Annotated in this window: 10 protein-coding genes; 2 read left to right on the top strand and 8 right to left on the bottom strand. The window is 41.4% G+C overall.

Going from position 1 to position 13,313, the window contains the following annotated elements; all coding sequences use genetic code 11:
• Positions 1–75: 75 nt before the first annotated feature.
• Positions 76–1,506: a cell wall-binding protein gene (locus tag CRO04_RS13940; protein WP_097004863.1), complete on the top strand. Its 1,431-nt coding sequence runs from the start codon at positions 76–78 to the stop codon at positions 1,504–1,506.
• A gap of 124 nt (positions 1,507–1,630) precedes the next feature.
• Here CRO04_RS13940 and CRO04_RS13945 read toward each other — a convergent pair whose 3' ends face one another.
• The 5 genes from CRO04_RS13945 to CRO04_RS13965 are packed head-to-tail and all read right to left on the bottom strand — an operon-like array spanning position 1,631 to position 8,378.
• Entirely contained in the window at positions 1,631–3,394 is a 1,764-nt protein-coding gene (locus tag CRO04_RS13945) for a glycoside hydrolase family 13 protein (RefSeq protein WP_097004864.1), read from the bottom strand.
• A complete protein-coding gene (locus tag CRO04_RS13950) occupies positions 3,394–4,236 on the bottom strand; it encodes a sugar ABC transporter permease (RefSeq protein ID WP_097004865.1) in 843 nt (280 codons plus the stop codon). Before CRO04_RS13950 ends, CRO04_RS13945 begins: the two co-directional genes overlap by 1 nt.
• Complete coding sequence (locus CRO04_RS13955; RefSeq protein ID WP_097004866.1) at positions 4,233–5,123, bottom strand: carbohydrate ABC transporter permease; 891 nt, start codon at positions 5,121–5,123, stop codon at positions 4,233–4,235. The genes CRO04_RS13950 and CRO04_RS13955 overlap by 4 nt, the downstream gene beginning before the upstream one ends.
• 20 nt (positions 5,124–5,143) lie before the next feature.
• Entirely contained in the window at positions 5,144–6,373 is a 1,230-nt protein-coding gene (locus CRO04_RS13960; RefSeq protein WP_097004904.1) for an extracellular solute-binding protein, read from the bottom strand.
• Positions 6,374–6,398: 25 nt separating this feature from the next.
• A complete protein-coding gene (locus tag CRO04_RS13965; RefSeq protein WP_097004867.1) occupies positions 6,399–8,378 on the bottom strand; it encodes an alpha-amylase family glycosyl hydrolase in 1,980 nt (659 codons plus the stop codon).
• Positions 8,379–8,558: 180 nt separating this feature from the next.
• Between CRO04_RS13965 and CRO04_RS13970 the strand changes: the two genes are divergently transcribed.
• Positions 8,559–9,581, top strand: a complete 1,023-nt coding sequence (locus CRO04_RS13970) for a LacI family DNA-binding transcriptional regulator (protein ID WP_097004868.1) — start codon at positions 8,559–8,561, stop codon at positions 9,579–9,581.
• A 152-nt stretch (positions 9,582–9,733) separates the two neighbouring features.
• Here CRO04_RS13970 and CRO04_RS13975 read toward each other — a convergent pair whose 3' ends face one another.
• Genes CRO04_RS13975 through CRO04_RS13985 form a run of 3 tightly spaced genes read right to left on the bottom strand, consistent with a single transcriptional unit; the run spans position 9,734 to position 13,255 of the window.
• Positions 9,734–12,010, bottom strand: coding sequence for a xanthine dehydrogenase family protein molybdopterin-binding subunit (locus CRO04_RS13975; protein ID WP_097004905.1), 2,277 nt, complete (start codon positions 12,008–12,010; stop codon positions 9,734–9,736).
• A gap of 1 nt (position 12,011) precedes the next feature.
• Positions 12,012–12,479, bottom strand: coding sequence for a (2Fe-2S)-binding protein (locus CRO04_RS13980; protein WP_097004869.1), 468 nt, complete (start codon positions 12,477–12,479; stop codon positions 12,012–12,014).
• A complete protein-coding gene (locus tag CRO04_RS13985; protein WP_097004870.1) occupies positions 12,479–13,255 on the bottom strand; it encodes an FAD binding domain-containing protein in 777 nt (258 codons plus the stop codon). The genes CRO04_RS13980 and CRO04_RS13985 overlap by 1 nt, the downstream gene beginning before the upstream one ends.
• Positions 13,256–13,313 lie beyond the last annotated feature (58 nt).

Below are 13,313 nucleotides of genomic sequence, written 5' to 3' on the forward strand. Positions count from 1 at the left end.
GCAAGCTGAAATTGCCCAACAATCATAAGCGAGAGCCCAATGATAGCGGGCGGGAGATATGAAAGGAGACTTTTTATGAAAAAACAGAAACTGAAATGGCTGATTCCCTGCGCTGCAGCGATCTTTACCATAGGTGCCTCCATGACATCATTTGCAGCTCAAGGCTGGGCCGAGGAAAACGGAAGCTGGGTTTACTACGATAACAACGGGGACGTTACTACAGATTCCTGGAGAAAATCCGGGGATAGCTGGTTCTACTTAGACTATGACGGTCAGCTTGCAACCAGCCAGCTTGTCGAAACAGATGGCAATTACTACTATGTAAATTCCGTAGGCGCCATGGTTACCAGCGAATGGAGAGAGGTTCCTTCCGACTATGAAGAAGAGGACTCACCGGATACCTACTGGTATTATTTTGGAAGCAACGGAAGGGCTTATAAAGCACCCTCTTCCGGTAGAACATCTTTTAAATCAATAAAAATTTCAAATGGTCAGACGAATGAATACGCATTTAATTACGAAGGAAAAATGCTGTTTGGCTGGATCGATGATTCCTCTACCCGTGTTACAGGAGATGACGCATGGAAAGAAGGCACCTATTACTGCGGATCACCTTCTGATGGGGCCCGTGCAGATGGCTGGAGATCACTAGAAGTTATGGATGAACCTGAGAATGATGATTTCTTTGATGGTTCCTACTGGTTCTACTTCCGTTCAAACGGGAAAAAGTTGACCGATACCACAAAGACCATCAACGGTAAAAAGTACCGTTTTGATGAATATGGAGCGGCTCAGTATGATTGGTATGAGGATGCACCAAATGCATCTACCTCCACTGCAAGCTCATCTAACCAGTACTACAATCTTCCTGAGCAATGCTGGCAGGCAAAGGGATGGTTTAAAACCGTACCTAGCGAGGAACTTGATGAAGAGGGTTACGATGATGGTACTGAATACTGGTTCTATGCAAGCAACAACGGCGACCTTGTAAAGAGCCGCATTAAATCCATTAACGGAATCAGATATGGTTTCAATGAAAAAGGTGAGATGCTTCACGGACTTTACAAACTCACATTCGACTCTGAAAGAAACATTGAAACTTATGAAGAGGTCGAAACCGAAAGCGAGCTTCCTGAAGTAGATGACGCCAGCCGGGTTTACTACTTCGGCAATTCCCCGAAGGAAGGCGCTATGGAAACCGGAAAAACCAGAATTGATTTAGACGGAGAAAACTACACCTTTAACTTCCGTAAATCTGGCAGCAAAAAGGGTGAAGGATATAACGGCATCTATGACGACAGTATTTATATTCAGGGACGTCTTTTAGAAGCAGACAGATATGAAAGATACAAAGTAGTGGAATTCGAAGGAAAAGAATACTTAGTCAGCACCTCCGGACGTCTGGTTAAGAACAGATTCAACGTAAAAGACGGCGATGATAAATACTACGTCACCAACAGCGATGGTACAATCAAAGATTCCAGCTATGACAAATTAAGCAAATAAACTAAAAACATGCTGAATAAAGCTTATCTGCTACACTACCGTAAAGAGGACAATCACAAATACTTTCTGATGGGACTGCCGCACTAATTACTTAGTGCGGCAGCCTCATTATTATACTGCAGGGTTACTTCCCTTTAAAATATATTTTATAACCCATTGATTCGAGAAGCTCTTTATCACCTGAGGAAGCAAGAATCATTTTCCCAGCCTCCTTATTCCATTTCTGACTGATTTCTGATATATTCAGACTAACGAATAATCTTCCTTTACTCCCTTCTCTCGCGAAAGAGAGTACTTGTTCATTCGTATTATCCCATTGCACTTCATAAGAAGTATTATTCTCTATATACTCCTTCCTGATCTCTATCATATTTTGCACAAATTTACATAATGACGGATTTTTACCCCATACCATGGAATTCCTGTACTCATGTTCTTTTATTCCGCCTATTGCCTGTTCATCCCCGTAAAATAAGCTGGGAACTCCCGGGAACAGCATTAGTAAAATACAGGCCAGCCTCCATTTTCTTTCATCTCCCTTGCAAAGCGATAGGAATCTGGGTACATCGTGGCTATCTAAAAGATTGAGCTGTCCTTCTACAAGATTGGTAGGATATCGCAGTCTCATACGTTCCAGCTGTTTTGCAGCAGTTAACGCATTTTTATGATCACCGATTATATAATCACGGCAAATTCTCCGGAATTCATAATTCATTGTTGAATCAAAGGCATCTCCCCGAAGCCAGCTTTCAGAATTCTCCCACACTTCACCAATAAGTATTGCTTCCTTATTCTCTTTTTTCACTGCCTCCCGGAACTTCCTCCAAAAATTACGGTCAATTTCATTCGCTACATCCAATCGCCACCCGTCCACTTTATAATTACGTATCCAATACGTACCAACGTCTGCGAAATATTTTTGCACCTCTTCATTGGAAGTATTTAGTTTTGGCATCCTGGCTTCATAAGCAAAGCAGGCATAATCTGGCTTCTCCTTTTCTGACTGAGGTCTGCGGACAGGGATATTTAATTTATAAAACCAGTTAACATACTTTGATTCCTCCCCCTTTTTCATTACATCTTCAAAAGCAAAAAACTCCCAGCTGGAATGGTTAAATACTCCATCCAGAATGATCCTCATCTCCCGCTTGTGAATTTCTTCCACTAAGTGCTTCAATTCTTCATTGGTTCCGAAACACGGATCAATATGATAGTAATCAATCGTATCATACTTGTGGTACTCTCCTGCTGCAAATATGGGGTTAAGGTAAATACAGTTAAAACCTAGTGTCTGGATATAATCCAGATTTTCTAAAATTCCTCTCAGTGTACCTCCTAATCTGGATTTACATACCTTCCCATCTTCTAAAACCACATTCTTAGGATTGAAAGGGGAGGTAAATTTTCCACATGCAAAACTATCCGGAAATATATTATACACAACTGCCTTTTTAAACCAATCCGGGACATCTGGTATCTCATCTTTTAATATGTAAGGGTATTGATAATACTCACTTCTCTCTTCCATAATATTTTGATCTAAAAAAGTAATCGCAAGTTCATTTGTAAAGCGGTCAGAGTAATAATAGGTCCATTCCACCTCATTTTGCAGCTTAAAATAATAGCAGACCCGCAAAAATGGCGTTTCAAATGTTGCTTCATAATAGTCAAATAATTCATCCCTTGCTTTTATTTCCATTTTAATTTCTTTAAAAACCACTGGTGTGTCCGCACAAGCACGATCACCATAATATAAGGTACAGGCAGAAACATTGCCCCTTTGTGTACGTATTCTTATTGTCAATCTATTTTCAGAATTGGCAAATGCATAATTTGATAACGGAATATGCAAAACTGCCTCACGATTTAATCTCATATTACTCTTCATTATCCTTTCACTCCTCCAGTTACCAGCCCTGATACCATATATTTTTGTATGGAAAAAAACAGGATCAGAATAGGTACTGAAACTAAGATTGCAGCTGCTGAAAATAAGGACCAGTTTCTGCTGTAGTCATTGGCCTGAAGCTGATAAAGTCCGCCTGCAAGATTGTAGTTTTCCTCATTCATTAAAAAGGTAGTAGCAAATAAGTACTCATTCCATACAAAAATCAAAACCATGACTGCTGTTACAATAATGGCAGGTCTGGCAAGGGGCAATATAATTCTCCAGATGATCTGCCCCGAGCCTGCGCCATCAATTCTTGCAGATTCCTCAATTTCAATTGGAATGGTATCAAAATAACCTTTCATGTTCCAAATACTGAATATACACATGCTTCCTGCATAAATCAGGATTAATCCGATGTAATTATTCAGAAGGTTCATATTTTTAAATAATCTGAAAATGGCAAACATCGATAATATTTGCGGAAATGCATTTAGCAATAATAAAAGCTTTAACATCCCATTTCTTCCACGAAAACGAAAACGTGAAAATGCATACGATGCTGTCACCGAAGTACTCATTGCAAGTATCATTGTTCCCAGACTAAGAACCACAGAATTTTTAAACCATATAAGAAAAGGTTCCTCTACAAGAATGGCTTTATAATTTTTCAGGGTGGGATTCTCAGGAAACAGGAATCCGCTTCCAAATGCAGAGCTTCCACTGCTTATTGAAAGCAGAAATGCATATATAATAGGAATTAATGTAATAAAACACAGGATTATAAACAATATATTCAGGATGCTTAAACGTACGATACGATCTGTTGTTTTTTTGTTCATTCACTTTCCTCCCGAATACCACGATTGACAAATATAGAAAAAAATATAATAAATCCAAATATCACAATGGAAACGGCAGATGAAAGCCCATAATTATTTGATACAAACGCGTTTTGGTGTGCATATGTAATAACAGTCTGAATAGTAGAGCCTGTAAGGGAACCTTTTTGCATTGTCAATAAATAGATAATATCAAACTGCTTAAAGGTAGTAAATGTTGTCATAATGATTGAGGGTGCTAAAACAGGTCTGATCAATGGTATTGTAATATATAAATTTTGAGTCCACCAGCCTCCTCCATCCAATCTTGCACTTTCATAATAACTGATATCAACACTCTGCAATGCCCCATCCATCATCATAATAAGAAATGGAAGCGCCATCCACAAATTTAATACCATACAGGAAAGAAAAGCCGGAATATTCTCAGATAAAAAATTCATGCTGGATAACCCTAACGCTGTACGTATTTTATTTAATAAACCGTACTGTGGATTGTAGATGCCTACTCTCCACAGTAAAATTGATATATAAGCCGGCATTGCCCAGGGAAACATAAGCAATGTCTTATATAGTCTTGCCAGTTTTAAGCCCTTGGCATTTAACCCCAGTGCGATGATATAAGCAGCCAGAATCTGTATTACCATATTGATTACAGTCCAAACGATTGTAGTCAATAATGCGGACATAAAACCTGAATCCAGTTTCGTTAATGCACGTATATAATTGCCAAATCCTATAAAATCGTAATTCGTCCAATGATACAGATTCATATTTGTAAATGAAATATATATGGTATATATAATCGGAAAAACTACAATTAAACCAATTAATAAAATTGAGGAAATACTATATTGCCAGGGAAGAATTTTGTTTTTCTTGTTCATAAATTGCCTGCTCCTGTCAGCTATTGCATATCCGCGATAGCAGTTTCTGCTTCTTTCTGATAATCATCAGCAGCAGCATCTAATTCTTTGCCTGATTTATTAACCGCTGCAAGTAGTGATTCTGCTGGTCCCCACATTACGCTCATCTGGGGAATATTTGGCATTGGCTGAGCAATATCAGCAGTCCTTCTCATGGCTGCTATCATCTCATCATTTGCAACAGATTCCGTATTATAAGATTTTTGATTTGAAGGAGCGCATCCGGAATTCTGGGCCAGATCGATTCCAAGCTGTGGATTTGCAATTTCATTCAGTACCTTTTCCACTGCATCCTTTTTGGATCTGGCTGCATGTTTCATAACACCAATTCCCTGTACGCCCGAATATGGTATCAGTGTATTTCCATTTGGAAGCTTGAAATCACATAAGGATTTTATACCATAATTAATTTTGGCTTCTTTTACTCCTGATATCAGCCATGGTCCTCCAATGATTGCGGCAGCTTTTCCATCCTTAAAAAGAGCATTTACCGTATTATAATCCCCGTCCGCTTCTAATTGCGCAAACTTTTTATTATATTCAATTGCCTCCTTAGTCTTTCTGTTATTTAATCCTGGCTCAGCCTGCTCATTTAAAATAAATCCTCCAAATCCATTAATAATGGGAGCTACATTATAAGCAGTCGAATGTTGGTTGACCAAAGCGTAAGTTCCTGCGGCGGCATCCGTATGACTTTTCATGTACGAATAGAGATCTTCTGTGGCAGAAGGCACTTCTCCCTCCCACAAATCCTTATTATAAATAAAAAGCAGTGTTTCAAAATAGACAGGCATCAGGTATTGATCATTCTTATAATTCCCCGCCTTTAGTGTCATGGGAAGCATATCCGCATAAACGTTTTTGTCGATTACATCAGTTAATGGTGCCAGAGCTCCCATCTCAACAAACATCCCAAGAGAGTCATGAGCATACATATACATATCCGGACCATTTACCTCATCATTTCCATATAATTTAATCTGGTCTGTCAATCCACTTTTTTGCTCAAACTTTACTGTGATTCCATCATCAATCAGAGCCTCATTCAGATAATTTTCCATCAACTGTATGAGCGCCTTATCTCCATCATGCCAGATACGGATTGTATTCAAAGCTTCCTTATTTTTCTGCTTTGCTGCAACGCTTTGTGAGCTTCTGCTGCAACCTGTAAAAATTGATACAGCCATCACAATACACAAAACCAATACCATTTTCCTCACTTTGCATATCCTCCTTCTACCAGTCAATGCTAACTTCTCCTAAACCTGATAATGGTACCGTATAGCTGCGGTTTTCCCCGCTTTGCCATATGAGATTCCCTGCAGCATCTTTCTTGACCGCTTTAAACTCAATTTCCTGGCCTGCCGGAAGATATACAGTTAAATCCCAATCAGGATAATTGGGGCATACGGCTGGCCCTGCTGCTTTGTCCGGATCCCAGTTTCCCAGTTCCACACAGTTTCCTGATATATAAACGTTCTGTCCCCAGTCGGTAGACGCATTACGGATATGAATGGTCACTGGAATTGTCTCACCTGCGTCTTCATCTGCCACATATATTTTAGAAGTATCTCCTGTAAGTGTTATAGTGACTTTTCTATCTGAGGATACAGTAATCTTATCATTTGGATTCATGACATTAACTAACGTAGATCCTGGCTTAATGGTGCTTTCGGCACGTATGGACATGGTCTGCGTATCTGTTCCTTTGGTATTATGGAACGCACAAATTAATTCCTGCCCTGCATTGTTACCGCTGTCCATTCTTCTTGAAAAAGCATAGGTATGCATAGACGTCCACATTTCACGCTGTGTGCCATAGCTCAAAGCTTCATATTCCCCACGAAGATCATTTAAAGTCCGGATAAGCTTATATGTATTTGTTGATGTATTAAAATAATCTTTTAAAATATTTCCGTTACTATCTCTGGTCACCATGGACCAGCGATTCCAGGTATCTGCAATCCCGTTGATACCCTGACCATTCGCATTTCCTCTGTTTTGCTCCGTTCCCTGAAAGACTACAGGAATTCCTCTTGCCGTAAATATAAAGGTTAATGCATTATGAAGTTTATCAACATCACCTCCTGCTTCAGTTAAGAAACGATTTCTATCGTGATTGTCAATAAATGTTACCATATCGTTAAGATGAGTACCATAAAAGTGATCTTGTGCTAAAATGGATTGAAGTGATATTTCCGACGTGTTATTAAAGTTCTTTCCATATGCAAAATCATTTACAATAGCCTGAAACAACGGAAAATCCAGCATGCCGGTTTCAGCATTATCTCCTACCCAGTCTTTTATAAAGTCCACATCCATATCAAAGTTTTCGCCAAAGGTTGCAACGCCTAAATAATCCTGTAATTCATGAATATCAGCAGGTTTCATGCATTTAGCCGCATCTACTCTGGCAGCGTCTGCCCCTGTATAAGTGAACCAGTTCTTTATTGAATCAAACATTGCACGCCTGGCAGCCATATTATCTAAATCAATATCGTCCAGACCACCCAGGTCATGATCCTCCAGCATCTGTGTACTTGTTGGGGTATGGGGATGCTCTATGTCAAAATTAATATCACCTTTATTATGATACCATAACACATGATTAAACGGCTCCGCCGGCTGTAATTGTGTACCCTCTTTTAACCCTGTGCCATTGGTATAATGAGCATTACTTCCTATTCCCTGCAGGTAATCTCCAACGTGATTGGGTACAACATCGAAAATAACCTTAATTCCATTATTATGGCAAACCTCTACCAGTTCCTTTAGCTTATCCTTGCTGGCCTGTGGATCTTTTGACCCAAAATAACGGTTGGCACGATTTGGATCGAATACATTATACCCATGATAGGCAGTCGGCCACTGTTTGCCATTGGCATCAGGTATTCCCCAAAGCTGTGGGTCGGAAACCGGCGAAATCCAGATAGCGGTATATCCCATATCCTTTATGTAAGAAATTTTATCTATGATTCCCTGCCAGTCACCACCATGCATATAACGAAAATCATCTTGTGAGTTCTCTGCATAGCGAAAAGCTTCACCTGTTGCGTTATTCGTCTTATCCCCATCATAAAAACGGTCAACCATAATCTGATAAACAGACTCTCCCCGAAGACTTTCTGCCGCATAAACCTTTATTTGCGGTAAGAGCGCAATTATCATACTGAAACATAGTACAAAGCCAGAAATACGTTTTAACATCTTTTTCATTACTTTTCCCCTTCCTTCTTCACCAACGTTATGTTGTTTACTATTTTCATAAAATACTAGTATTTATAAGTAAATTATAACAATATGTTTCCAAATAACAACGTTTTTTTATGTATATTGCTTGATTTTTCTAGGTAAACGTTATACTATTCTAATACAAGCCAAAGAAAGGAGAGTCCTATGTCTGTAACAATAATCGATGTTGCAAAGGAAGCCGGTGTCTCCACGGCTACTGTTTCTAAAGTGCTTAACAATAAGCCTTATATTTCAGAAAGCACTACCAAGCGCGTGATGGAAGTAATAAAACGTCTTAATTATCATCCAAACGCACAAGGCAGTAATTTTAAAAAGAAACGGACCGGCAACATTATCTTTCTTGCTGTTACGCAATTACATACAGCATTCCATAACCCCCACATGTTTGAAATACTATGCGGTGCACAAAATGTAATTGGGAATAAAAACTACAATATGCCTTTCATGGGGGTTACTGACATATCAGATGCTTATGAATCAGTGAAAAAAATTGTAGGCTGCAATACTGCTGACGGTATTTTGGTACATGGCTCAGCCACTTCAAGATTATTGGTTGATTTTTTAGTCAGGAACAATTTCCCACACATTCTTATCGGAAGGCCCCCTTTTGCCAGTTCCTCCTGCTGGATTGATACAAACAACCGTGTGTCCGGTCAAATGGCTATGGAATATCTGCAGACATGCGGCTATTTTAAAATCGCATTTATTGGAGGTCCTAAAAGCGATGAAATTTCAAGGCACCGCCTTCAGGGTTTCGTATCATATATGAATATTAATGGTCTTGCGATACAGGAAGATTTTATAAAATACGGTACATATACAAAAGAAAGCGGTTTTTCAATGATGGAAGAGCTGCTAAGTCACCCCATACTCCCTGATGCCGTTATCTGTGAAAATAATCAGATTGCTATGGGGGCGGTTCATGCAATAGAAAAACATCACTTATCAATTCCAAAGGATATGGGAATCATTACGTTTGACGACTACCCACTATCACAGCTTATTGATCCTCCTCTGACTGTTGTCGACATTAATGTACATGAAATGGGAAAACAGGCAGCTTCCATATTGTTGCAGAGAATTAAAAATCCGGCTCTTCAGGTTCAATCTTTTGTAACCCTTCCTAATCTTATTATCCGCTCATCAACGCGCAGTACAAGTGGCTGATTACGTTCCTCCATTGGAAGCTTACTAGATTTTCCCTTTGATACAGGAAGTTTTATAGTAACTGCCTTTTTCACTTTTCATAGTCTGGCAATTGTGTTTTTACAAGACAAGGAGCTGCGCACTAATAATTACTTAGCGCGACAGCTCCTTGTTTATTTCTTATATTTACTCCGGTATATCTTTTCTGCCGTAATGGGCAGCTCCCTCACTCTCGCCCCTGCCGCATTGGCAATAGCATCTGCAATGGCTGGGGATGGGGTATTAATTACAATCTCACCAATTGATTTCGCACCAAAAGGTCCGGTAGGTTCATAGCTGCTTTCAAATTCCACCCGTATATTGCCCACATCAAGCCTTGTGGGCAGCTTATACTGCATAAATGAATTCTGCTTCATCTGTCCCTTTTCCGTATACGTAATATCCTCACTAAGAGCCATGCCGATTCCCTGGGCAAGTCCTCCTTCTGTCTGGATTCTTGCCAGATTGGGATTGATGGTTGTACCGCAGTCCACGACTGCCACATAATCAAGAAGCTCCGTCTCACCGGTTTCTATATCCACCTCAACCTCTGCCATTCCTACCATAAATGGAGGAGGTGATACGGGAGAGGTGTGGGAAGCCCCGGCTGAAAGCATTTTTTCATTAAAGCACATTACCTTATTGCCTATATCCTTTAACGATAGTTCCTTGCCGCTTTCCGGCTGCCACACTCTGATACCGTCGAATTCCAGTGAATTCTTTTCACAGGATAAATATTCCGCTCCTTTATCCAGTATTTTATCCCGCATCTCCCCGCAGGCTTTCATCACTGCCATTCCGGTCAGATACATGGTGCTGGAGGCATATGATCCGGAATCATAGGGTGATACATCCGTATCCGTTCCATGTACAACGATCTGATCCAGATCGCACTCCAGACAATCTGCCGCAACCTGAGCCAGAGTGGTATCACAGCCTGTTCCCATATCAGAGGCTCCGATCATAAGTGTATAAAATCCGTCATCATTCAGGCGCAGTTCCACAGAAGCCACATCAACACCTGATATGGCAGAGCCCTGCATCGCCATGGCAACACCAACTCCCCGTACCTTTCCATTTCCCATATCAACAGCCGGATATTTCTTATCCCAGTCCATCATTTCCTTTGCCCTGGACATACAGCGGTCCAGCGCACAGCTTTTTAGCGTTTCCCCATAGTAAGCAGGCATGATATCTCCTTCTCTTACCATATTCAATTCTCGTATCTTTACTTTATCCATTCCTATTTTTTCCGCAAGCTCATTGATTGCAGACTCCACTGCAAATTGCCCCTGGGTGGCTCCGTATCCCCGGTAAGCGCCTGCCGACATACAGTTGGTATAAACCACATCATAAGCAAACCGGTAGGCCTTTGGTGTTCTGTAAAGGGGTATGGACTTATGTCCGGATAAACCGACAGTTGTAGGTCCGTGCTCTCCATATGCCCCAGTATTGGATAAAGTATAGACATCTATGGCCTGAAGAATTCCATTCTTATCAGCCCCCACCCGGACACGTATCTCCATCTCATGACGGGGCGAAGAAGCTATCTGGGATTCATATCTGCTGTAAATGATCTTAGCTGCTCTTCCGGTTTTCATGGTAACGATTGCCGGATAAACCTCTGCTACTACGGTCTGCTTGGCTCCAAAACCGCCTCCGATTCTGGGCTTTATAACCCGAACCCTGGATTTGGGAATATCCAGCGCATGAGCCAGAATTCTTCTCACATGAAACGTAACCTGGGTCGAAGCAACCATATTCAGTCTGCCGTATGCATCCAGATAAGAGTAAGCGCGGAAGGTTTCCATCATAGCCTGCTGGTTGGCCTTTGTATGATATACCTGGTCCACCACATAATCACACTGACTGAGCAATCCATCCACATCACCATGGGCTTCTCCTCCACTGGCACATAAGTTGCGGTGGTTATCCGCTCCTACCGGACAGAGACTTTCCCAGTTATCCTCCGGATGAATCAATATCGTATTATCCTTTGCCTTTCTGAAATCCAGAACCGGCTTAAGGACCTCATAATCCACTTTAATCAGGCGCAGGGCATGATCCACCGCCTCTTCTGTCTCTCCTGCCACAATTGCCGCAGCATCTCCCACAAACCGCATTCTCTCCTCTAAGATCAGCCTGTCATAGGGGCTTGGTTCCGGATACGTCTGCCCAGCCATGGTAAACCGTCTTTTCGGCACATCCAGGTATGTAAGAATGCAGGCGATTCCATCCACCTTTTTTGCTTTTTCTGTATCAATCCTGCGGATTAAGGCATGAGCATGTGGACTTCTTAAAACCTTTACGATCAGACAGTCTTTTGGTGCTAAATCGTCCGTAAAAACAGGCTTTCCAGTCACCAATGCTTTTGAATCCTTCTTTTTGACAGAAGTATTGACGGTACGCATCTTAACATTCATTCCTGTTTACTCCTCTGCTTAAGTATTTTTTCACAGCCCGAAGCTGTCCCATATATCCGCTGCAGCGGCATAGGTTGCCGGCAAGATACTCTTTTACCTCTTCCTCATCATAAGAATCCAGTTCTTTTTCCATAGCAAGCACATTCATGATCAGTCCCGGACTGCAAAAACCGCACTGCTCCGCCCCTTCCGCTGCAAGATAAGCACCGAATTCCTCCGCTTCCTCCTGAACACCTTCCAGTGTCACCACCTCACAGCCATCTGCCCTTGCCGCAAGATAAGAACAGGAAAGCCGCGAAATTCCATTGACCAGTACGGTACACAGCCCGCAGTTTTCCGTCTCACACCCGCATTTCACACTGTAACAGCCTTTCCTGCGCAGTAAGTGAAACAGTGTTTCATCCTCTGCTGTCTCCTCATAGATGAGTCTCCCGTTTAATGTAAATTCAATCTGCATTACCCTTCCTCCCGGTCCAGTGCCATGAACAGCCGTCTTATGTATACTTCTGCAAGATGCTTCCTGTATTCCCCGCTGCCTCTCATATTGGTGCCATATTGAAACCGGTCTGCAGCAATTCCTGCCAGTTCCTCATATCCTGCTGCCTCTTTACTGCTAATTACATAAAGCTCAGCCCGCGCCGGCCTTGCTCCCACAGATACATAGTAAGTTCCATTCTTTTGAGAGACGCAGCATGCAATCAGAGGAAAATCAGTTTTTGAAAGCCTGGAAGAAGTATAGGCCGCTCTCCTTCCATCCTTTTTAATCCGGATATTCACAAGAATATCCCGGTTCAGTTCCTGTCTGCAAAACTGCTCAAGGGGTATGATCCCTCCCTGATAAAGCTCGACATAGCTGTCCAGTGCCAGCATACAGGTTAAAATGTCAGAAAAACCAAACCTGCCGTATATACTGCCTCCTGCCGTTGCCCCGTTGCGGAACTGGACTCCTACGATGGAACGGGTGCATTCTTTAAATAAACCCGGAAAATACCGGTCAAGCCCCTTATGAACTTCCAGCTGCCGCAAAGTACACATGGCACCAATAATGAACTCATCTTCTGTCTCCTCAATACCGTCAAGACCAAGACCGGACAAATCAATAAGAGTCATTTTTACCCGGCTCTGAACCTTCAGCCACATCATTCCAGCACCGATCACGCTGCTTTTTTTCTGGTTGAGGCTATAAGCCTCTTTAAGACTTTCTGCCTTAACGTAGTTCTTAAATCTGATCACTAAATTTTCCTCCCGCGTAGAACTGGATCTATCAGTAAATAGCGCCTTTATTAATAAG

Source organism: Lacrimispora amygdalina, from assembly GCF_900205965.1.
GTDB lineage: Bacteria > Bacillota > Clostridia > Lachnospirales > Lachnospiraceae > Lacrimispora > Lacrimispora amygdalina_A.

Coding starts and splice junctions, on each gene's coding strand:
- CRO04_RS13940 (WP_097004863.1), top strand. CDS start 76: ATGAAAAAACAGAAACTGAAATGGCTGATTCCCTGCGCTGCAGCGATC.
- CRO04_RS13945 (WP_097004864.1), bottom strand. CDS start 3,394: ATGAAGAGTAATATGAGATTAAATCGTGAGGCAGTTTTGCATATTCCG.
- CRO04_RS13950 (WP_097004865.1), bottom strand. CDS start 4,236: ATGAACAAAAAAACAACAGATCGTATCGTACGTTTAAGCATCCTGAAT.
- CRO04_RS13955 (WP_097004866.1), bottom strand. CDS start 5,123: ATGAACAAGAAAAACAAAATTCTTCCCTGGCAATATAGTATTTCCTCA.
- CRO04_RS13960 (WP_097004904.1), bottom strand. CDS start 6,373: ATGGTATTGGTTTTGTGTATTGTGATGGCTGTATCAATTTTTACAGGT.
- CRO04_RS13965 (WP_097004867.1), bottom strand. CDS start 8,378: ATGAAAAAGATGTTAAAACGTATTTCTGGCTTTGTACTATGTTTCAGT.
- CRO04_RS13970 (WP_097004868.1), top strand. CDS start 8,559: ATGTCTGTAACAATAATCGATGTTGCAAAGGAAGCCGGTGTCTCCACG.
- CRO04_RS13975 (WP_097004905.1), bottom strand. CDS start 12,010: ATGCGTACCGTCAATACTTCTGTCAAAAAGAAGGATTCAAAAGCATTG.
- CRO04_RS13980 (WP_097004869.1), bottom strand. CDS start 12,479: ATGCAGATTGAATTTACATTAAACGGGAGACTCATCTATGAGGAGACA.